The 20,206-nt window shown below is 64.9% G+C and carries 21 protein-coding genes; 8 read left to right on the forward strand and 13 right to left on the reverse strand.

Features of this window, described 5'->3' with window-relative positions:
* Positions 1–113 precede the first annotated feature (113 nt).
* The gene (locus IT430_19265) at positions 114–482 is read left to right on the forward strand and encodes a hypothetical protein (protein ID MCC6910080.1); all 369 of its coding nucleotides are present in this window, start codon (positions 114–116) and stop codon (positions 480–482) included.
* Between the two features lie 10 nt (positions 483–492).
* Here the strand turns inward: IT430_19265 and IT430_19270 are convergent, their stop codons facing one another.
* The 6 genes from IT430_19270 to IT430_19295 form a co-directional block, all read right to left on the reverse strand.
* Positions 493–1,569 carry a mechanosensitive ion channel gene (locus tag IT430_19270; protein ID MCC6910081.1) on the reverse strand — a complete coding sequence of 359 codons (1,077 nt, stop codon included), beginning with the start codon at positions 1,567–1,569 and terminating at the stop codon, positions 493–495.
* 125 nt (positions 1,570–1,694) lie between these two features.
* The gene (gene otsB / locus IT430_19275; protein ID MCC6910082.1) at positions 1,695–4,226 is read right to left on the reverse strand and encodes a trehalose-phosphatase; all 2,532 of its coding nucleotides are present in this window, start codon (positions 4,224–4,226) and stop codon (positions 1,695–1,697) included.
* Positions 4,223–5,731: a trehalose-6-phosphate synthase gene (locus IT430_19280; GenBank protein MCC6910083.1), complete on the reverse strand. Its 1,509-nt coding sequence runs from the start codon at positions 5,729–5,731 to the stop codon at positions 4,223–4,225. The genes otsB and IT430_19280 overlap by 4 nt, the downstream gene beginning before the upstream one ends.
* Entirely contained in the window at positions 5,728–6,345 is a 618-nt protein-coding gene (locus IT430_19285; GenBank protein ID MCC6910084.1) for an MgtC/SapB family protein, read from the reverse strand. The genes IT430_19280 and IT430_19285 overlap by 4 nt, the downstream gene beginning before the upstream one ends.
* 184 nt (positions 6,346–6,529) lie before the next feature.
* Positions 6,530–6,721 carry a hypothetical protein gene (locus IT430_19290; GenBank protein ID MCC6910085.1) on the reverse strand — a complete coding sequence of 64 codons (192 nt, stop codon included), beginning with the start codon at positions 6,719–6,721 and terminating at the stop codon, positions 6,530–6,532.
* Positions 6,722–6,750: 29 nt separating this feature from the next.
* Positions 6,751–6,894, reverse strand: a complete 144-nt coding sequence (locus IT430_19295) for an entericidin A/B family lipoprotein (GenBank protein ID MCC6910086.1) — start codon at positions 6,892–6,894, stop codon at positions 6,751–6,753.
* A gap of 970 nt (positions 6,895–7,864) precedes the next feature.
* On the opposite strand from IT430_19295, the gene IT430_19300 reads away from it, so the two are divergent.
* Positions 7,865–8,575, forward strand: a complete 711-nt coding sequence (locus IT430_19300) for a response regulator transcription factor (GenBank protein MCC6910087.1) — start codon at positions 7,865–7,867, stop codon at positions 8,573–8,575.
* A gap of 215 nt (positions 8,576–8,790) precedes the next feature.
* Here the strand turns inward: IT430_19300 and odhB are convergent, their stop codons facing one another.
* From odhB to IT430_19325, 5 genes are all read right to left on the reverse strand, one after another.
* Positions 8,791–10,032: a 2-oxoglutarate dehydrogenase complex dihydrolipoyllysine-residue succinyltransferase gene (gene odhB / locus IT430_19305; protein ID MCC6910088.1), complete on the reverse strand. Its 1,242-nt coding sequence runs from the start codon at positions 10,030–10,032 to the stop codon at positions 8,791–8,793.
* Positions 10,033–10,070: 38 nt separating this feature from the next.
* Positions 10,071–12,659 (reverse strand): 2-oxoglutarate dehydrogenase E1 component, encoded by a 2,589-nt coding sequence (locus tag IT430_19310; protein MCC6910089.1) that lies wholly within the window; start codon positions 12,657–12,659, stop codon positions 10,071–10,073.
* 149 nt (positions 12,660–12,808) lie between these two features.
* Positions 12,809–13,204 carry a hypothetical protein gene (locus tag IT430_19315; protein MCC6910090.1) on the reverse strand — a complete coding sequence of 132 codons (396 nt, stop codon included), beginning with the start codon at positions 13,202–13,204 and terminating at the stop codon, positions 12,809–12,811.
* A 112-nt stretch (positions 13,205–13,316) separates the two neighbouring features.
* Entirely contained in the window at positions 13,317–13,595 is a 279-nt protein-coding gene (locus tag IT430_19320; GenBank protein MCC6910091.1) for a cytochrome C oxidase subunit IV family protein, read from the reverse strand.
* On the reverse strand, positions 13,595–14,191 hold the full coding sequence (locus tag IT430_19325) for a cytochrome c oxidase subunit 3 (protein ID MCC6910092.1): 597 nt from the start codon (positions 14,189–14,191) through the stop codon (positions 13,595–13,597). The genes IT430_19320 and IT430_19325 overlap by 1 nt, the downstream gene beginning before the upstream one ends.
* A gap of 71 nt (positions 14,192–14,262) precedes the next feature.
* Between IT430_19325 and IT430_19330 the strand changes: the two genes are divergently transcribed.
* A complete protein-coding gene (locus IT430_19330; protein MCC6910093.1) occupies positions 14,263–14,490 on the forward strand; it encodes a hypothetical protein in 228 nt (75 codons plus the stop codon).
* Here IT430_19330 and IT430_19335 read toward each other — a convergent pair.
* A complete protein-coding gene (locus IT430_19335; protein ID MCC6910094.1) occupies positions 14,455–14,979 on the reverse strand; it encodes a hypothetical protein in 525 nt (174 codons plus the stop codon). The genes IT430_19330 and IT430_19335 overlap by 36 nt on opposite strands.
* The gene (locus IT430_19340; protein MCC6910095.1) at positions 14,976–15,629 is read right to left on the reverse strand and encodes a cytochrome c3 family protein; all 654 of its coding nucleotides are present in this window, start codon (positions 15,627–15,629) and stop codon (positions 14,976–14,978) included. Before IT430_19340 ends, IT430_19335 begins: the two co-directional genes overlap by 4 nt.
* 291 nt (positions 15,630–15,920) lie before the next feature.
* Here IT430_19340 and IT430_19345 point away from each other — a divergent pair, with 291 nt between their 5' ends.
* The 5 genes from IT430_19345 (at position 15,921) to IT430_19365 (ending at position 20,180) form a co-directional block, all read left to right on the forward strand.
* Positions 15,921–16,520, forward strand: a complete 600-nt coding sequence (locus IT430_19345; protein MCC6910096.1) for a vitamin K epoxide reductase family protein — start codon at positions 15,921–15,923, stop codon at positions 16,518–16,520.
* A complete protein-coding gene (locus tag IT430_19350; protein ID MCC6910097.1) occupies positions 16,517–16,882 on the forward strand; it encodes a hypothetical protein in 366 nt (121 codons plus the stop codon). The genes IT430_19345 and IT430_19350 overlap by 4 nt, the downstream gene beginning before the upstream one ends.
* A gap of 29 nt (positions 16,883–16,911) precedes the next feature.
* Positions 16,912–18,036 (forward strand): NAD(P)-dependent oxidoreductase, encoded by a 1,125-nt coding sequence (locus IT430_19355; protein ID MCC6910098.1) that lies wholly within the window; start codon positions 16,912–16,914, stop codon positions 18,034–18,036.
* Positions 18,037–18,295: 259 nt separating this feature from the next.
* On the forward strand, positions 18,296–18,472 hold the full coding sequence (locus IT430_19360; protein ID MCC6910099.1) for a DUF1328 domain-containing protein: 177 nt from the start codon (positions 18,296–18,298) through the stop codon (positions 18,470–18,472).
* A 508-nt stretch (positions 18,473–18,980) separates the two neighbouring features.
* A complete protein-coding gene (locus IT430_19365; protein ID MCC6910100.1) occupies positions 18,981–20,180 on the forward strand; it encodes a hypothetical protein in 1,200 nt (399 codons plus the stop codon).
* Positions 20,181–20,206: the final 26 nt, after the last annotated feature.

Consider the following 20,206-nt stretch of genomic DNA (forward strand, 5'->3'; position numbering starts at 1 on the left):
CCCGATTCGGCCTGGCGTGGCGGTTTCGGTCGCGCGGCCTGAATCGCCCGTAAGTCTCGCCCTGCCGCGTTCTTGCGCGTTGTTGCGCCTTCTTGCAGGTTGTGGCGGTTTCGGTGGTCCGGTTACGCGTTGCCTCGCCTGTTGATGCCGTGGCAGTGCTCGACCTGGCGGATGCGCGGTTGCGCGGGCTGGCGATGTCCTTTGCCAGGTCGGCCGGCTGCACGCCAGTCGCATCTCTTCCCGAGGACTGTCAGCGGGCGGCTGTCTGGATCACCGACGGAGCTGACGATCTCGCGGCGAGGGTGGAAGCATTCGTCGCCGAGCGAGGCAACCGCCGCGTCTTTCTGCTGGCCGATGACGATCCCGGCGTCGAGGGCGTGTGCACGTGCAAACTGACCGGGCCGCGCGGATTGGCAACCCAGATTCGGCGATTCATTTCCGAACTGGGCGCCGCGCCGGAGGTGCTCGCCCCGTCGGCGTAGCGAGGCGCCGTCACTCCGGTCCCGACTTGCCCGTGCGAAGATCCATCATCTGAACCCTCGTCTGAGGCAGTGCCTGCGGGTGCTCGCGCTGGAGATATTCGATCAGCCTCTCGCGCACATCCACGCGGAGATCCCATGCGCGCGAGGCGCTCGACGCGCTGACGAGCGCTCTCATCTCGACGGCGGATTCAGTGGCATCGGTCACCTGCAGCACGCAGACCCGCTTGTCCCACTTGGGGTGCTGCTCCACGATCCGCTTCAGTTCGTCGCGCACGGCGGCGAAAGGCACGCTGTAGTCGGCGTAGATGAACACGGTGCCGAGAATGTCGGCAGTGCGACGGGTCCAGTTCTGGAACGACTCCGAAATGAATTTCGTAAACGGGCAAATGAGCCGGCGATCGTCCCAGATGCGCACGACCACATAGGTGGTGGTGATCTCCTCGATGCGCCCCCACTCCCCGTCCACGATGACTACGTCATCGATGTTGATGGGCTGAGTGAGGGCGAGTTGCACGCCCGCGATGATGTTCTCCAGCACGGGCCGGGCGGCGAAGCCGACGATGATCCCCGCAATGCCCGCCGACGCCAGCAGGCTGGTGCCCAGTTCGCGCACGCGAGGGAAGGTCATCAGAGCGAGGCCGATCCCGATGATGGCAATCAGCACGACCAGCACGCGCGAGATGACGTTGATCTGCGTGTGCATCCGCCGGGCGGTGTAGTTGTCCGGGACCGTGACATCGTAGTGGCTGTTGATGAGTTCCGCCGAGGCGCGCACGAGTGCGATCACGAGCCACGCTACGTTGAGAATGAGCAGAAGACTCATGATGTGGCGCAGAAGCACGCTCTCGGACAGCACCACGACGCTGGGCAGCACGAACTGAGTCGCGAGCAGCGGAAACAGTACGCGCGAAGGCCGGCTCAGCCGCCGCACGAATGACTGATCCATCGCGGTGTCGGTGCGCCTGGCCACGCGCCGCAGGATCCAGAACAGCACGAGATGGATCATCAGACCGATCGCCACGGCGACGACGATCTTGAGCCACTCCTCCCACGGCACGTCCTCGAGGCGGCCAAGAAAGTCCGTCATTGGCTCCGCTTTCACTGTCACTGTGCCGATCACTGCAAACCTCCCCCTTCCTGAATGGACCTTCGGGCAAGCCCGACGGCTGCAGCCATGGCGATGGACGCGGTGCAGCCGGCAGCCGCGGGCGTTCACCGCTGCCCACTGAGATCCAGCGCCGTGTTGATCAGTGCGAGGTGCGAGTAGGCCTGAGGCGTGTTGCCCAGCGCGCGACCGGTGCGCGGATCGTACTGCTCGCTGAGCATTCCCGTCGGCCCGGCGAGTTCGCACAACTCGTTGAACAATGCCTCCGCCTCGTCGCGCCGGTCCACGCGGATCAGCGACTGAATGTACCACGCGAGGCAGATGTGAAACCCGCCTTCAAACCCCGGCAAGCCGTCATCGGCCCTGTAGCGGTAGATCGTCGGACCTTCTTTGAGCCCTGATCCGACGGCCTCGATCGTCGAGAGAAACCGTTCATCGCCGGGCGCGAGCAGACCGGACAGTCCGACGAAGAGAGACGCGGCGTCGAGGTCGCAGTCGTCATACGCTGCCGTAAACGCCTTCACCGAAGGCTTGTAGCCGTGCTCGAGTACGTCGGCGGCGATCCAGTCGCGCAGTTGCCTCCACTCGGGCATGTCGCGTTCGAGCAACTGGTCGGCGATGGCGATAGCGCGGTCGACCGTCAGCCAGCACATGACTTTTGAGTGCACGTGGTGTCGCCGCGGACGGCGGATTTCCCAGATGCCGTGGTCCGGCGCATCCCAGCGGCGCTGCACGGCCGTGACCATCGCTTCGACCAGCCTCCAGTGCTCGATTGAGAGAGGCGCTTCGGCTTCCATGAGCATGGCGACCAGTTCGACGATCGGACCGAAGACGTCCAACTGCACCTGCCGCGAAGCCGCGTTACCCACGCGCACCGGGCGGCTGCCCAGGTAGCCTGAGAGTTCGGCGATCTCGGCTTCGGCGCCGAGTTCCTGTCCGTTGAGAGAATACAGCGGTTGCAATCGCTCGGGCGACTCGCGTTCGTGCACCACGCCGCACATCCAGTTGAGAAAGCCCATTGCCTCGTCGAGGCTGCCCAATCGCACCAGCGCGGCCGCGGACATCGCTGCATCGCGAATCCAGCAGTAGCGATAGTCCCAGTTGCGCACTCCGCCGATGTGCTCGGGCAGACTCGTGGTGGCGGCGGCGAGAATGGCGCCCGTCGGGCCGTGACACAGCGCCTTGAGCACCAGCGCGCTGCGCTGCACCATGTCGGTTCGCTCCGGCGGAAGCCGCAGCCGATCGGCCCATGCCGACCAGAAACGGTGCGTGAGCTGCAGCCGATCGATCACCTGGATGCGATCATCGCGCAGGCGCCCTGAGCCGTGGCGCAATTCGAGGACGAGCGGCTGGCCGGCGACGAGCGTTACGCGGGCCGTGGCCGTCTGATGAATGCCCTCTCGCTCGATCTGCCACTGAACGTTGTGTGAGCGAAGCACGATAGGATCGAGCGTACCTTCGACCTCGAGTCCGCCATCGCGCCGGCGCAGTTGCGTGTCGATGCGGCCGAAGTCGAGCCGGGGCGAGAAGGTGATGACCGCTTCTCCCTCTCCTTCGAGGATGCGAACGAGATCGGCGCGGCCGGGTCGCTGGTTGGGCCGGCCCGCAGAGCAGTCGAACCAGTCGGTCACTCGCATGTGTTTCCAGCGGGTCTGGAGGACCATGGACGCGCCGTCGTATTCCTGTTCGACCGGCGCGCTGCTGTCGCCCGGTTCGACGCTGAAGTAGCCGGCGGTGGGTCCGCCGAGCAGCTCGGCGAAGATCGGCGATGCATCGGCGCGCGGGGCGCAGAGCCAGGTGATTCGGGCGCACCTGGTGACCAGCGCGATGGCGCGCTGGTCGGAAAGCAGCGAGTGCTCTTCGATGGGCGCGGCCTGCGCGCCTTCCAGCCACTTGGCGCGCAACTCCCCCAGATGCGCCAGAATGCGCGCTACCTCTTCAGGTCCCTCCACGCGAAACGGCGCGATGGACTCACCCGGGCCCACCTTGATCGCCAGATCCGGGCCGCGCAGGCGCGAGAAGGCGTCCTCGTCCGTCAGGTCATCGCCGAAAAAGACCGTCGCCGAGGCGCCGCAGCGATGTCGCACGACATCGAGCGCATCGCCCTTGTTCGTCGTCACGACACTCAACTCCACGACTTTCTTGCCGTGCCGCGTCACGACGCCCTCGATCGAGCCGGGCCCGGAGCGCACAGCCGAGAGGGCGCGTTCGGCGTCTTCGGCGGTGGCCTGGCGGTAGTGCAGAGCGACTCCGGCGGGCTTCTGCTCGATCATGAGCCCGCTGGCCGAACTGGCGATGTCCGACAGATCGCGCGCGATCCGATCGCGCAGGGCAATGGCTTCACCGGGCAGCGCGGTGGCGTAATTGAGATCAAATTCGCTGCCGTGGCTGCCGACGAGATGAACATCTTCAGGCGGGCCGGTGAGCGAGGCCAGATCGGCCAACGCGCGGCCGGAGATCACGGCCACGTGGGTCTGCGCCAGGCCCGAGAGCAGCCGCAGCGCGACAATCGCTTCGCGATACGGCCGAGCCTGTCCCGGATCATCCACGATCGGTGCGATCGTGCCATCGTAATCACTGGCCACGAGGAGGATGGGCACCGTGGCGATCTCGGCGAGTCGATCGTCAAGCGTCGTCATACGGTCAGTGCCTCGAAGAACTCCCGGGCCCATGCATAGACGTCGTGCCGCCGGACGGTGCGGCGCAGCGCCCGGATGCGCTGCCGCTGCCTTGCGGGCGGCATATTCAGTGCGGTTTCGAGCGCCAACTGCATCCCGACGTCGTCATGCGGATTGACGAGCAGCGCCGACTGCAGCTCGCGCGCCGCCCCGGTGAATTCGCTGAGCAGCAGCACGCCAGTGTCGTTGATGCGCGTGGCTATGTACTCCTTGGCCACGAGGTTCATGCCGTCGCGCAGCGGCGTGACCACCATCACGTCAGCGGCGACGTAGAGCGAGGCCAGTTCCTCAACCGGCAGGCTCCGGTAGAGGTAGTGGACCGGCGTCAGGCCGAGTTCGCCGAACTCCCCGTTGATCTGGCCGATGACTTCCTCAATGCGCGCCCGGATATCGCGGTAGGCCTCCACCCGTTCGCGGCTCGGCACGCCGACCTGGACGAAGACGCATTGGGCGGGATCGGCGCGCTTGGACCGCAGCAGTTCCTGGAAAGCGCGCAGGCGCAACTCGATGCCCTTGGTGTAATCCATGCGATCGACGCCGAGGATGATGCGCCGCGCGCCGCCGAGTTTGGCCCGAAACTGGCTCGCCCGGTCCTGCACTGCCGGCTGGCGGGCCAGCGATTCGAAGCGATTGAAATCGATCGAAATCGGAAAGGCTCGCGCGCGGATGAGCCGGCCCTCGAACTGCAGATCGGTGCCCCGCCCAGTCGCGGGCGTGAAGCGGCGGCAGAGGCGGCAGAAGTTCTGCGCTCCAGTCGCCGTCTGAAAACCGACGACGTCGGCGCCGAGCAGCCCGCGGAGCAGTTCCGCGCGCCGCGGCAGTTGTGCGAACAGTTCCTGCGGCGGAAACGGAATGTGCAGAAAAAAACCGATGCGCACCTCCGGCCGCCGCTCGCGAATCATCGCCGGCACGAGTTGCAAGTGGTAGTCGTGCACCCACACGATGCCGCCTCGACTGACGCGTTCCGCCGCCGCGTGCGCAAAGCGCCGATTCACCTCGACGAATGTGGCCCACCACTCCCGCCGAAACTCGGGCGGGCGAATCGCATCGTGGTAGAGCGGCCAGAGCGTGCGATTGGAGAAGCCGTCGTAGTAGGCTTCGAGTTCTTCCTCGGTGATATGAATGGGCACGTTGTGGATGCCGTTGTGTTCGAAGGCTTCTTTCGGTGCGTCCGGCGCGCCGGCCCAGCCGATCCACATGCTCTCTCGGTTGCGCAGAATCGGCGTCATCGCCGAGACGAGCCCGCCCGGGCTGCTTTCCCACACGGCTTGCCCGTCGCGCTCGGTTCGATGCACCGGCAGCCTGTTGGAAAGAATGACGATGTCGCTCGTCTCAGTCTGGCGCTCGGCCAGAACGATGGCGTGATCCGCCTGCACGACGGGATCTGGCGGCGAGCCGATCGAGACGGGCCGCCTGGCTGTGGGCGGTGCAGCCGGCGGACTCGATGCTTCACTTCCGGCAGTCATGCTTGACTCGATCTCTCAACTGCTGATTCCTGGTGACCGGCCGGCGAGAAGGTGCCGCGCCCCGGCGCCTGCTCCCGCTGGGGCACGATAGGCCCCTTCAGATGCGAGTGTGGATGAAATGCACTCGACCCGGCCATTCGGGGTTCTTCATCCCGTTTTCCAGTCAGAACTTCAACGCGGCGAAGCGCATTGAGCGTGAGAAACGCGAGCACCGTCACGAACATCGCATTGCTGTAGAAGCCGGCGCCGGCTGAAATGCCCACCGCCGCTATCACCCAGAGGCCCGCCGCTGTGGTCAGCCCGCGGACGCGCCCGCCGGACTGAATGATCGCGCCCGCGCCGAGAAAGCCGACGCCGCCGATGATGGCGGCCATAATGCGCACGGCGTCGCCGGTCGCATCCTGGGCATTTCCCAGCGTCATGAACATCTGCATGGCAATGAGAGTGAAGCCCGCCGACCCAAGCGCCACCATGATGTGCGTCCGCAGGCCAGCATCCCTGCCTTTAGACTCCCGATCCCAACCGATTAGTGCGCCGCACGCCACGGCCAGAAGCAAGCGCAGGGCTTCCTCAAGGAGCGTGACGTCCAGATCGATCGAGTCAAATCTCTCCATTGGATCAACCGTAGGCCGAGGCGCCCGCTGCACTCGTCACGGCTGGACGCGCAGGAACGCGAGTGTGGGTGCCCAGGGGGGCTGTCCCCAAGGCGCAGTGCGCGCATCCATGTAGGACGCGCGCACTGCGCACTTGAAGCGAGAAGAAAACGGTTCGCGGACAGCTCGATCAGCGGATAGCGGATCAGATGCCGCCGTCGTCGAGATCATCGACAGCGTCATCGATGGCCTCTCCCGCGTCTTCGGCGGCTTCATCGATCTCTTCGCCCGCGTTCTCCGCCGGCCCCTCCTCGCAGCCGACCATCTGGGCCCCTGCGCCGACGAAGAGTGCGGCCAGAACGATTGTCATCAAATAGCGCCAGGTACTGGTGCGCATGGTGATACCTCCTTTAAAGCTGCAGCTTTTCAGTCTGCAGCGTCCTGAACTGCTTCGCCGGCGGCCTCTACGTCCTGGCCGGCGCCTTCCATGGTGTTGCAACCAACCAGAATGACGACGTAGAGCATGGTCATGAACGAAACGGCGACGAGGCGAATGTGTCTTCGCAACATCTTTCAATCCTCCTGAAAAGGCGCAGGCTTGGGCCGACGGCCCGCCTGCGCGGCTGAATCGCCCGTTTCCCGGGCCGATTCGGAATACGGTCTCCAACCTCCCGGCCGAAGACCGCGTCCACTCCGCCGCCGCTGGGCTGCTGACGCGGGCAAGGCGGAGTATGGGTCATCTCGCGATGACCTTTGATTAGTACCGGACCCGCATGAGCGCGTGCTGAAATGCGCATTAAAAGTGTTTCATAGCTGCGGCTTCCCGCAACCCGTAGCGACCGCGGGGGGCGCGCTGCCAAGGGACCCCGGAGATCGTTCGACAAGATGAACAGGTTTTCATGGTAAACTCAGTCGTAATTCACCTGACGCCGGTAGAGTGAATTGCCGGTACCGGATAGAGACATTCCCCGGCAGCCGGGTTGCCCCAGACAGGAGATGCAAATGACGACCGCACCAGCCCGAACCAGTCCACCTGACGGCGTCTCCGCGCACCACGACCATTCGGCCTTTCGTGATCTGCGCGATGACGTGAGCCGGCTCGGCGATGACGCCAGACGCGGCGCGGGTGAGGCCGCGCACGCCGGCCTTCACGCGGCGCGACAGGGAGCCCTCCACGCAATCGAGGCAGGCGAACGAGCCGTAAGCACCGCGCGGAGCGCGCATCAGAAGATGGTTCAGTTCGTCGCTTCGAACCCCGCGACGTCGGTTCTCATCGCGGTCGGAGTCGGCGCCTTGGTGGCAAGGCTAATTCCGAGAGAGTAGTGTATGGATTGCCGGCGACTGCCGCGAAGCAGGCGTTGGCTGGCTGCGTTTCACCACCGGCCCGCCAGGCCCGCCTCGCCGGGAGAGAACGAGAGACGACTGGTCGCATCCATTCTTGAACAGTGCCCGAATGCACGATCGATGTCTGTGAAACCGTGCAATAATTAAACGCCCCATGCCGGAACATCCAGCATGCGATCGGCGGAAGGAGGAACGCGTGAGCCAGGTGAGTGCAAGACCAAACGGCACGATTGCGAGAGCATCCGCCAAGGTGCATCGGGTTCTGATCGTTGATGACCATCCGATGCTGCGGCGAGGTCTCACGGAATTGATTTCGCACGAACCCCATCTCGGCGTGTGCGGCGAGGCGTACGACCTCGCATCGACGCTCGAACAGGTGAAGGCGACCAAGCCGGATCTGCTCATCATCGACATCGCGCTCAAGGACACCAACGGCATCGAAGTCGTCAAGCAGATCAAGGCGCAGCACCCGACGCTGCGCATGCTCGTGTGCTCGATGCACGATGAGATGCTCTTTGCCGAGCGGTCGCTTCGGGCCGGGGCGATGGGCTACATCAGCAAGGAGCGGGCTCTGGAAGACGTCATCGTCGCCATTCGCACGGTTCTGAGCGACAAGATCTTCCTGAGCGAGCGCATGTCCGACCATCTGCTGCACCGCGTGCAGGGCGGCGACTCGAAACTGGGCCAGTCCCCCATCGATCGGCTCACCGACCGCGAACTCGAAGTCTTCGAACTCATCGGCAACGGCCAGAGCACGAACGAAATCGCGACGCGGCTGAGCCTCAGCCCCAAAACGGTCGATGCCCATCGACAGAAGATCAAGCGGCGCCTCGACATCGCGACGACCAATGAACTGACGCAGTATGCCGTCAAGTGGGTGCTTGAGCAGACACAAGGCATCAAGTAGCCGCCGCTTGCGGCAAATGTCCTATCCGTGCGCGGGCGATTTACGCTCGCGCACAGGTGAAAACTGCCCAGAGTGTCGGGGCTTCCAGCGCCCGATACTTTACGGTCAGTGCAGCCTCATCCTGGCGAACTGGCGCTAAACGCACCCTCGATCGGGCGGGTCTGTGGTAATTGCTCCGCAGACCCGCTCTCCTCTTTTGGATCCGGCGATTCAACTCACAGGCGCAGCAGCAGGCGGCTGGGCTCCGCCACGGTGTCGCGCACGCGATTGAGGAAGAGCACGGCTTCCCGGCCGTCCACAAGCCGGTGGTCGTACGTCAGCGCGAGGTACATCATCGGGCGAATGACCACCGCGCCATCCACGGCGACCGGACGATCCTGGATGGTGTGCATCCCGAGAATGCCCGTCTGAGGCGGATTGAGTATCGGCGTCGAGAGCAGCGAGCCGAAGACGCCGCCGTTGGTGATCGTAAACGTGCCGCCCGTCAATTCGTCGATGGTCAATTCCCTGCTGCGCGCCCGCACCGCGAAGTCGGCGATGTGACGCTCGATGTCGGCCAGGCTGAGTCGCCACACGTTGCGCAGCACGGGCGTCACGAGGCCGGCATCGGTGCTGATGGCGATGGCAATGTCGATGTAGTCGCGGTAGACGACATCCTGGCCGTCGATCATGGCGTTGAATCGCGGAAACTCGCGCAGCGCCTCCACCGACGCCCGCACAAACAGCGACATGAACCCGAGTCGGACGCCGTGCACCTGCTCGAACTGCTCGCCCCACTTGCTCCTCAGACTCAACACGGCTGTCATGTCGACTTCGTTGAACGTGGTCAACATCGCCGAGGTCTGCGACGCCTCGACGAGGCGCTGAGCGATGCGGCGGCGGATCGGCGAGAGGCGCTCGCGCCGCTCCCCGCGGGCATCTGGCCGGTGCGCCGCAGCGGTCGGCGCCGGAGCCGGAGCCTGTTCCCGCGGCTCGCGCTTCAGTTCGGCGCGGCTCTCCTGCGTGCGATTCGACTCGTCATCGCCGTCTTCGGATTCGTCGTGCCGCGCTGCCTGCGGACCGTTGCGCCGCGCGCCATTCTTCTGCTGCGGCTGCTCAGATTGTTCCGGCTGCGCTTCTTCAGAGGATGCCTGGTTCGAGGCCTTCTCCTTCGAGGCGGTCTGCGGCGCTCGCCGCGAAGCGGGAGCATCGGCTTGACGCCCCTTCGCCGGCGCGCCGTCTGAGTCCGACAACCGCGCGATCACATCGCCGACCCTGGCCGTCTCCCCTTCGCGCACCACGATTTCGCCAAGCACTCCGGAAGCCGGCGATGGAATCTCGAGCGAAACCTTGTCCGTTTCGATCTCCACGATGCTCTCATCGCGCTCGACCTGCTCGCCCTCGGCGATCAGCCAGCGCGAGATGGTTGCTTCGCTCACGGATTCGCCGATCTCAGGCACTTTGATGTCAGTAGGCATTGGTGCTTCCTTTGATTCGGTCATGCCCCTCGCCGGCATCAGTCGATTGCGAGGGCGCGATGGATCAACTGGTCCTGCTCAAGACGGTGGCTGCTGGCCGATCCCGTGGCGGGGCTGGCCGACGCACAGCGGGCGATGAGGCCCATGTCGAAGCGGCCGAAGAGTCGCGGCCCATGCCGGGCGCGCATGAAGCGCCAGGCGCCCATGTTCTCCGGCTCCTCCTGCACCCACTTGAGCGGCGTGCCATCCGGAACGTGTCGCAGGACTGCTTCGAGTTCGTCCTGCGGAAACGGGTACAGTTGCTCAAGGCGGACGATGGCGATGGCATCGTCAAGCGAGCGCTGCTGTCGATTTTCGAGCAGCTCGTAGTAGACCTTGCCCGAGCACAGCAGCACGCGAGGAAACTGCCGCCCGCGCGCCTGCAACTGCGGGTCCCCAAGAACCGGCTGAAATGCGCCGCCCGCGCATTGGGCAAGCTCCGAGACAGCGCGCGGATGCCTCAGCAGGCTCTTGGGCGTGAGCACGACGAGCGGCTTGCGCCACCTGCGCCGAACCTGCCGGCGAAGCAGGTGAAAGTACTGCGCCGGCGTCGTCGGCTGGGTAACTTGGATGTTGTCCTCCGCGGCCAGCAGCAGGAAGCGCTCAAGCCGGGCGCTCGAATGCTCCGGCCCCGAACCTTCGAAACCGTGCGGCAGAAGCAGCACGAGGCCGTTGAGACGCTCCCACTTGTCTTCAGCGCTGGCGAGGAACTGATCGATGATCACCTGCGCCGCGTTGGCGAAGTCGCCGTACTGCGCTTCCCAGGCGATCAGTGCATCAGGATGCTCCAGCGCGTAGCCGAACTCGTACGCGAGCGGCGCTGCTTCGCTCAATGGCGAGTTGATCAGCTCCAGGCGCGCCTGCGACCCGTCGAGGTGTTGCAGCGGGGTGTGAGGCGCGCCCGTGTCGGCGTCAAACCACGTGAGGTGCCGCTGGCCGAAGGTGCCGCGGACCGTATCCTGCCCGCTCAAGCGGATCGGCACACCCTCCAGGCTCAGACTGCCCAGCGCCAAGGCCTCGGCCGCCGCCCAGTCGAGCGGCGTGCGCTGCTCAGCCATCGCGCGGCGCCTCTCCAGCCCGTGCGCAATTTTCCGATTGAGGCGAAAGCCCTCCGGCACGGCGCTGAGCACCTGCAGAATCGATTGCAGGCGCTGCAGTGGCGCTGCGGTCTCGACGCGATCGGCGTCCGCCGCCCGGCCGCCAAAGTACGTTCCGCTGAGCGCGACGCCATCGTCATCTTTCATGCTCCCGCCGCAGATCTTCGCCTCGGCAAGACGCTGCTCGTAGTGCTCGTGCAGTTCATGTTCGATCGACTCTGCAGCGTCGCCCGCCCCACCGTGCTGCTCGAGGAAGATCTCGCGCACGGTCGGATGGGCGCGAATGCGGCGGTACATCTGCGGCTGTGTGAACGCTGGTTCGTCGATCTCGTTGTGGCCCAGCCGGCGGTAGCAGCACAGGTCGATGGCCACGTCGCGCCCGAAGCGCTCGCGATAGGACATAGCGATCAAGCCGGCCCGCACGACGGCGAGCGGGTCATCGCCATTGACGTGCAGCACGGGGATGTCGAAACCAAGCATGAGATCAGTGCAGTAGCGCGTGGAGCGGGCCTCGCTGGGCGTTGTCGTGAATCCGATCTGGTTGTTGATGACGATGTGGATTGCTCCGCCGATGGCGTAGCCCCGCAGCGCGGCGAGATTGAGCGCCTCAGCCACAACGCCTTCGCCAATCACCGCCGCGTCGCCGTGGATGAGCACGCAGCAGGCGTTGCGTCCGCGCTCGCGAGCCGCGCGCGTGCGCCCCATGGCGACGGGATTGACGAATTCCAGATGGCTGGGGTTGAAACACAACGACAGTCGCACGTCGGCGCCACTTTCCGCTCGCCACGTGCCGCACGCGCCAAGGTGATACTTGACGTCGCCACCACCGATATGCGCAGAAGGGTCTTCGTCGAGCAGTTCATGGAAGATGAGCGCGAGGTCCTTGCCGATGATGTTGGCCAGGACGTTGAGCCGGCCGCGATGCGCCATGCCCAGAAATAGTTGGTCGATGCCCTCATCGCCGGCCCGTTCGATCATGCTCGAAAGCAGTGGGATGAGGGCGTCGGCGCCTTCGAGCGAAAAGGTCTTGGCACCGATGAACCGCTTGCGCACGAACTGCTCGAACATCTCCGCGCCAGTCAGGTCGCGCAGGATGCGGCTGCGCAGCGCTTTATCGAGCAGCGGCGCCGGTTGCTGCTCGAGCGCTTCGGCAAACCACTCCCGCCGCTGGTGGTCGGCCAGGTGCATGAATTCCGCGCCCGTAGTTGAGCAATAGGTTCGATGCAGGCGAGCGAGCCAGGAGCCGATGGTCCATCGCTGGTTGCGGCCGCCCCAGCGCATGCCAACGCTCGTGTATCGGTCGCGCTCGGCCATGCCTTGCGTCGCCGCATCGATCTCTGGCGATCCGGGCGGCTCCATTTCCAGAGGATTAATCGCGGCTCGCAGGTGCCCATAGCGGCGAAAGGCCTCAAGGGCGCGCTCAAGCCGCACGGCCGCGACGCTATCACCTGCGTCACCCGCGCCAATGAGCCGCGGTGCGATTCGCTCCACCGGGGGCTCCACATACGACAGGCTGGAGAGATTCAAGCGGTCGGCAACATCAGGGTGCGACATACGCCGCGGCGACGTTGCGTCGACAGGTTCACGTGGGGCGGCAACGGCATCGCGCCTGTGACCATCGCGTTTCACCGGCGCTCTCCTCATCTCCCGAGGCGAGCAAACACAATGGCGGCCTTCAGGCCGATGGACAGAGTGAGCAGCAGAATGGCGCTGAGCATGGCCGGTGCCGAGCCTGCGCCAGCATGCGTCAGCGAAAGCGTGGCCGTGGCCGCCGCGGCAAACATGATCAGCATCGCTCCCGCAGCCAGGGCCATCCGTCTGTGACCGCAGGACGCAAACAAACCATCGCGCTGCTCGGGCGGTATGAAATTGGGATCGTCAAGCGCATCGCAACGGCGCGGCTCGACGACGCAGGCGCTCTGCAGGCCCAGGCCGTCAGCCCGGCGCAGCGCATCCTCAACGGAGAGCGCGTCGATGGGCAGGATCGTCTCCACTCCCGCACCCTGCTCGATTCCGTGCACTTCGTAGAGCGGCATGCAACGCCTCAATTGAACGTGACCTCATCATGACGGTACATGGATGGCGCGTGAAGGCGATGAGGAGTTTGCTCCCGCCCCGGCTGGCAACTGCCTCACGGGATCAACCGCCTCACCGCGCGAGAAAATCGGCGGCGGTGAACAGGATCAGGATCACCAGCCAGAAGACCCCGCCGAGCGCGAAGAGGATGACCACGGGCGTGCTCGATCGCAGGTGCATGAAGACCCACGCGACGAGCAACGCCTTGGCAATGGCAATAGCCAGTGCGACGACGATGTTCGCGGCTCCCAGTTGCACGATCGCCACGCCGACCGTGAGGCCCAGCAGCACGAGCAACGCGGCGAAGATGCCCAGGTACCGGCGAACGGCATGGTCGGCGTGATCGTTCATCAGCTGCGATCGATCAGATAGAGGAGCGGAAAGAGAAAGATCCAGACGAGGTCCACGAAGTGCCAGTACAGGCCGAACATCTCGACCAGCGTCGCATGCCGCGCCACCTGGCGGGTTCGCCACAGGATGATCACCATCACCCACATGATGAGCAGCCCAGCGGCCATGTGGATCGCGTGCAGACCGGTCATCGAGACGTAGAGGATAAAGAACTGCTCGAATCCACGGTTCGCCTCGGGCGGCGCAACGAAGTGCGGTCCCGGCCAGAGGTGCTCGTGTACTTTGTGCGCGTACTCGTAGCCCTTGATCGCGAGGAACGCCAGGCCCAGTACGCTCGTAGCGAGCAGCCAGCCGATCGTCGGCCGGCGCAGTCCCTTCTCAACCCCGTGCACCGCCAACGCCATGGTGAGGCTGCTCGTGAGCAGCAGACCCGTGTTCAACGTGCCCAGCACGAGATCGAGATGCCGGCTGGCCTCGTGAAAGCCCTGCGGCTCGACGAGGCGGTAGACGGTCCTGGCGAAGCAGCAGCAGGATCGCGGAGATGAGCGTTCCCGCGTGCCCGATGCCGATCCACCAGACAAAGTTGATGATCGCAAAGCCCCATGCAACGGGAATGTCGATGCCCCACACGCCCACACCCACGGCCAGCAGATAGGAGATGGAGCCGATGAGCATCATCGTCAGCAAAAATGACACCGCAAAGCCCAGCAGCCAGAGCCAGTCCACCGGCCGCGTGAGCACGATCGAACTGATCTTGTCCGTGACCGAGGCATACGTCATGCCCGGGCGGATGACGCGCGATCCGCTGCGCCGCGGCTTGGCGGGCGGCAGGGGAGCCGGACTCGGTTGGAACTGCGGTTCACCGGCCATTTTCGCCGCCCGTCTGTCCAACTGAGTTTGGATTGCGGACGCGCGCCAGGTACGTCGTGCGCGGCCGCGTGTTGAGTTCCTCCAGCAGCGCGTAATCGTGCGGCTGCGCCTTGGTCCGGCTCACCGCGCTGTTCTGGTCGCGCAGATTGCCGAAGATAATCGCCTGCGTCGGGCACACGGCTTGGCACGCCGTTACGACTTCACCGTCGCGAATGCTCCGATTGTCCTTGCGCGCTTCGATCTCCGCGGAGCGGATGCGCTGCACGCAGTAGGTGCACTTCTCCATCACGCCTCGGCTGCGCACGGAGACATTGGGGTTGTGGCGCATCGCCGCGAGTGAATCGTCCCAGTCGTTGTAGAGCAGAAAGTTGAAGCGGTGCAGGGCCCAGTTCGCATCTTCGAGTTCGGCCAGGCTGCGCCAGAACTGCGGGGCTTCGTGCGCCGCAGCCGCGTCCGCGTGCTCGCCGCATTCGTGCCGGCGCAGCACAGGAAGATGAATGCTTGGCCCTGTCATCGGTGGCACGCTGAACAGTTGGTCAGGCCCTGCGTTTGCACGCCGTTGCGCTCCATGAGGCCGGTCGCGGTTGGCGTTTCGATATTGCGGCTCCAGTCCATGTCGAACGTCGCGCCAACGGGCCGCAGCGAAGGCGCTGGATGGCGGTGGCAAGCGAGGCACCAGTCCATGTTGAGCGACTCGGCCTTGGCCGTCAGCGGCATCCGGTCGAGCTGCCCATGACAGGTGCTGCAGCCGATGCCTTTGCTGACGTGGATGCTGTGGTTGAAGTAGACGTAGTCGGGCAGGTCGTGCACGCGCGCCCACTGCAGCGGAATGCCCGTAGCGAAGCTCTCTCGCACCGGCGCGAGCATCGGGCTGTCGGCCCAGATCTGCGAGTGGCAGTGCATGCAGCGCTCGGTCGCGGGCACGCCGGCAAACGCCTCATCTTCGACGGTCGAGTGGCAGTAGCGGCAGTCGATGCCGATCTCCTGCACGTGGTGCGCGTGGCTGAAGGGCACGGGCTGGGACAGCGCCACGCCGACGAGCGTGTTAATCGGCGAGCGCTCCACGAGCAGCACCGAAGAAAGCGCGAGCAGCGCCAGGATCACGAGCAGCCCGAGGCCCGCACGCACAAGACTGTTGGCGCTCGGATGGAAGATTTGTCCCATGACACGCTGTTTTGTTGCTCATGTGGATTGCCACGACGGGGCCCGGCGCTCCCATCCAGTAATCGAGTGTTGCAAACGAAAGCCGTCATCGGGGGCGAAGACTGCCCGGCGGTCGATGCGTATATCACTCGCGCGCCTAGGTATTGACCGCAGCGCGGCACGACTGGCACCCGCGGGACGCAGCCGGCCGCCGCGCGGGCAAATCCTCAGCGAGTCCTGAGCCAATCACCCTGCGGCCGACGGGCATCCATCCCCTGCCGCCGGCCTCGGGCGCCTCACTAGCATCGCCGGTTGGATCAGGGAGATCTGCCGATGGAAGCGCGCGATGCAGGCACTCCGCCCGGCTGGGATTACAACCCGGCGAAATGGTCGCAGCGGCTGCCCATCATCGTCCTGGCGCTGGTCGGCTTTGCCATTGCCACCTACCTGGCGCTGTGGCAGTATGGCGTGGTCGAGCGCGTGTGGGAGCCGTTCTTCGGCAACGGCACGCGCCGCATTCTGAGTTCCAAACTCTCGTATGTGCTTCCCATCTCGGATGCGGCACTGGGCGCGCTGGGCTATCTCGCCGACGCCATCGCTGGCGTCATCGGCGGCATCGATCGCTGGCGCTCCATGCCCTGGATCGTCGTTACTTTTGCCATCCTCGTCGGACCGCTGGGAGTCATCAGCATCGGGCTGGTCATCGCGCAGCCGGTGATGTACGACTCGTGGTGCACGTTGTGCCTCGCATCGCCCGCGGTGTCGGTCGCCATGATGGCCCCGGCGATGGATGAGGCGCTCGCGAGCCTGCAGCATCTCACGCGCGTGCGTGCGCAGCCCGGCGTGTCAGCCTGGAGAGCGTTCTGGGGAATGCAGCAGCGCCCCGCTACGGAAGGGAGCGTCATCGGATGATCGCGCAACTGGTCCAGGTCGCTTTGGGTCTCTGGCTCATGGCCGCGCCGGCGGTGCTCGGCATGACCGATCCCGCGGCAACCAATTACCACATCATCGGCCCCATTATCGCCGCAGTGGGTGGCGTGGCCGCGGGCGAGTGCACTCGAAGCGTGCGGTTCTGGAATCTGCCCCGGGCCCTCTGGCTGCTCGCTTCGCCGCTTCTCATGCCAACGCCCGAGGCCGTGGTGATCAACTCGCTTGCGACGGGCGGCGCGAGCCTCGCCCTCTGCTTCGTGCGCGGCCGCGTGAAGTGTCAATACGGCGGCGGGTGGATGGCCCTGCTGCGCCACCGCGACCAACCGCTTCCATCCAACCGCTGAGAGCCGCGCTGGTCGCAAGATCGGATCCCATGAACGTCATCGGAGACCGCGAACAGATTGTGATCGTCACCGGCAGCAGTGGCCTTCTTGGCACCGCGGTGATCGACGCTCTGCGCAAGCGCGTGCAGGTGGTCGGCTTCGATCGCGACGGCCAGCCGCAACCGCCGCCCGAAGTCGAATGCGTTTGCGTCGATCTCACCAGCGACAAGAGCGTGCAGCGCGGGCTTGACCGCGTGCGCTACGCCTACGGCCACCGGATCGCCGCGGTTGTCCATCTCGCGGCCTACTACGACTTCTCCGGCGAGCCGAGTGATCTCTATGAGAAGGTCACTGTGCGCGGCACGGAGCGCCTGCTTCGGTTCCTACAACCGTTCGACGTCGATCGCTTCATTTTCTCGAGCACCATGCTCGTGCACAAGCCCACGGAGCCGGGCGAGCCGATCAATGAGCAGTCGCCGCTGCTGCCCCGGTGGGACTATCCCAAGTCAAAGGTCAAAACGGAACACGTCATTGAAGCACAGCGGCGGCGCATTCCGGCGGCGATTCTGCGCATTGCCGGCGTCTACACCGACTGGTGCCAGTCGATCCCGATCGCACACCAGATCGACCGCATCGTTCAGCGCAAGTTGACAAGTCACGTCTACCCGGGCGACACCTCGCACGGCCAGTCGTTCGTCCACCTCGATGACGTCGTGAAGGCCATCGACCTCACCATCGAACACCGCCGAATGCTTGACGACTCCGAGACGCTGCTCATCGGCGAACCCGAGACGCTCAGTTACGATTGCCTGCAGCGCCACCTCGCGCAATTGATCCACAGCGAGTCGGACTGGACCACCCGCCCCATTCCCAAGGCGGTCGCGCGAACGGGGTCCTGGATTCACAACGAAATTCCGGGGATCGAAGATCCGTTCATCAAGCCGTGGATGATCGACATGGCCGACGATCATTACGAACTGGACATCGGCCGCGCCCGAGAGCGCCTCGGCTGGTCGCCGCAGCGCCATCTGAGCGACACACTGCCGCAGATGGTGCGGCGGCTCAAGGCCGAGCCGCAGCGGTGGTACGAGCGGAACCACCTGCCGCTGCCTTCGCGCATTGAGCGGGACGCGCCGGCCCGGCCGGACGTCGCGGCGCCCTTTAACCTCGACTGACGAGCAGCGCGCTTCCGACCTCCCCGCCGGTCTGGGTGAAGTGCTGATGGGGCGATCAGGGAGGATCAGAGAGTCAGGGCAGACGGTTGCCCGGCGAAGAGTTGTGCTGCTGAAACTAAATTTGACGGTGCGCGACGGGTAGCCGTCTGGTTGACGGCGCCGCGCCGCTGGCCGTTGGCTCTCTTGGGCGGACGGTCATTCGAACTTGTCGAGATCGCGGCCGAATCCCGGCTGCGCATGAGCAGAAAGGAGGCGTGCCGTGCTCGGATGGGCCCTTACATTTCTGGTGGTTGCACTGCTCGCGGGTCTGCTGGGCTTCTGGGGCGTAGCGGGCGTCGCTGCGACAGTCGCCAAGATCCTCTTTGTCGTGTTCCTGGTGTTGTTCGTCGTGAGTTTGCTGGCTCAGGCATTTCGGGGGCAGCATCCGCCGGCTTGATCGGCGCTGCTCCCGCGCGAGCCACACTCTTCGCTCGAGCAGCCACACGCTTCAGCGTCGAGGCTGCTTGCGAAGCCTACACGCTCCACGACCTTCGGGTTGTGGAGCGTTGCTTTTGGGTGCCGGCGCTGAGGTGCTGCGCGATGAAAAACTTCAAAATGTTGCGCAGAAACCTCTCGACCGCGGCCGCCTGGCGGTCAACTTCGAGTAGTATGCATGGCTGAGCGGTTGCAGCCGAACTGCAACGCAGCGCCGCCACGGCCGCGGCGCTTGCCGTACGGCGGAGTGTCCCCGCCTGACCAGCCTCGATGTCGGCCGCGTCTTCTCAGGCTGCCCAGTTTATCACGAGTACGCGAACCCGCGCGCACGCGGCCATGATTTGCAGCCCGGCTGCACAAGCAGCCGACTGTTGTGTGGCAGTTGCGCTGCGCAACCATGATGTTGAGCCGGCTGAATCACGTCGATCGGCCATACTGTCCCGTCCCGCCAGAGCAAGAGGAGGCAACGCATGTTTTCGAGGATCTCGATGGTCAAGACGATTGCAGCCGCAGTAGGCGTGGTGTTCACCCCGCAACTGCTGGCGCAGGGTCCACCCGAACCGGTGGCGATTCCCGCCGAAGCCGGCAGCGCCCAAGGCCATGGAACGACCGGGGAGGTGGTGTACAACGTGACCTACAGCGACGCCTATCCGCGATTCATGGGCCAGTACATTCCGGGGTACATCGACGATCTGCACCTCACGCGCGCTGGAAACCTGGTCTGCTTCACGATCTCAGTCTTCAACGCATCCGCCAATCCCTCGTTCTACGGCACGTCAGGAACGTACGTTCCAGTCGACGCTCTCGTGCAGTTCTACAGCGCGCCCCCGGTCGCGGGCGTGGGCTTCCCGGGCGGCAGTCTGCTCGCCGAGTATCACGTCGAGATTCCGCCTCCGCTGGATGCTTTCGGTACGGTGTGGACGATCACGACCGATCTGACCACGCCTGTTCCAGTGCCGCAGGACATCTGGGTGAGTGTCACCACTCCGCTGGCGCGCAACGGACTTTACAGTTACGCCGGCCCAGTCTTTCTGGGCGCGCCCGCAACGCCTGATGTGGGTTCGACGGTTGCCGGCATCTGGGCCGGTGTTGGATACTACTCCTTCATTGCCGTGGATTACTCCCAAGCCATCACCATCCGCCTCGCGGAAGCGAATCAGCCGCCGGTCATCACCTGCGGCACCGCAGCGGTGCTCTGGTCGCCTAACCACGAGTTCGTAGACATCAGCAGTTCGCTCTTCAGCGTTGCTGATCCCGACACGCCCGCCGAGAACCTCACGGTCGATGTCATGGTCGTCTCGGATGAAACTGAGATTCCCGAAACCGGAGACGGCACGGGCAAGCACGCGCCCGACTTCAAGACCCAACTGGCCAGCGGCGCGAGCGGATTCTTCCTTCGTTCCGAGCGCCAGGGACCGGGCGACGGCCGCGTCTACCTCGTCATCGTGACCGCCAGCGACGGCGTGAACACCGTGACCTGCGTATGCGTGGCCGCCGTTACGCCGCACGACGAAACGACGGAGTCGATGCTGCAGGCGCTGATGGAAGCGGATGACCGCGCCGCAGCACTTCAGGCGGACATCGATCTCGTCGGCCTGGGCAGCGTGAATCTCGCCGCCCACGGCCTCTCACAACACGGCGTCAGCGGCCAGTTGGGTCCCAAGCAATAGACGCTTCGCCCAATCGAACGCTCGTC

The organism is Phycisphaerales bacterium (assembly GCA_020852515.1).
Classification (GTDB): Bacteria; Planctomycetota; Phycisphaerae; order Phycisphaerales; family UBA5793; genus UBA5793.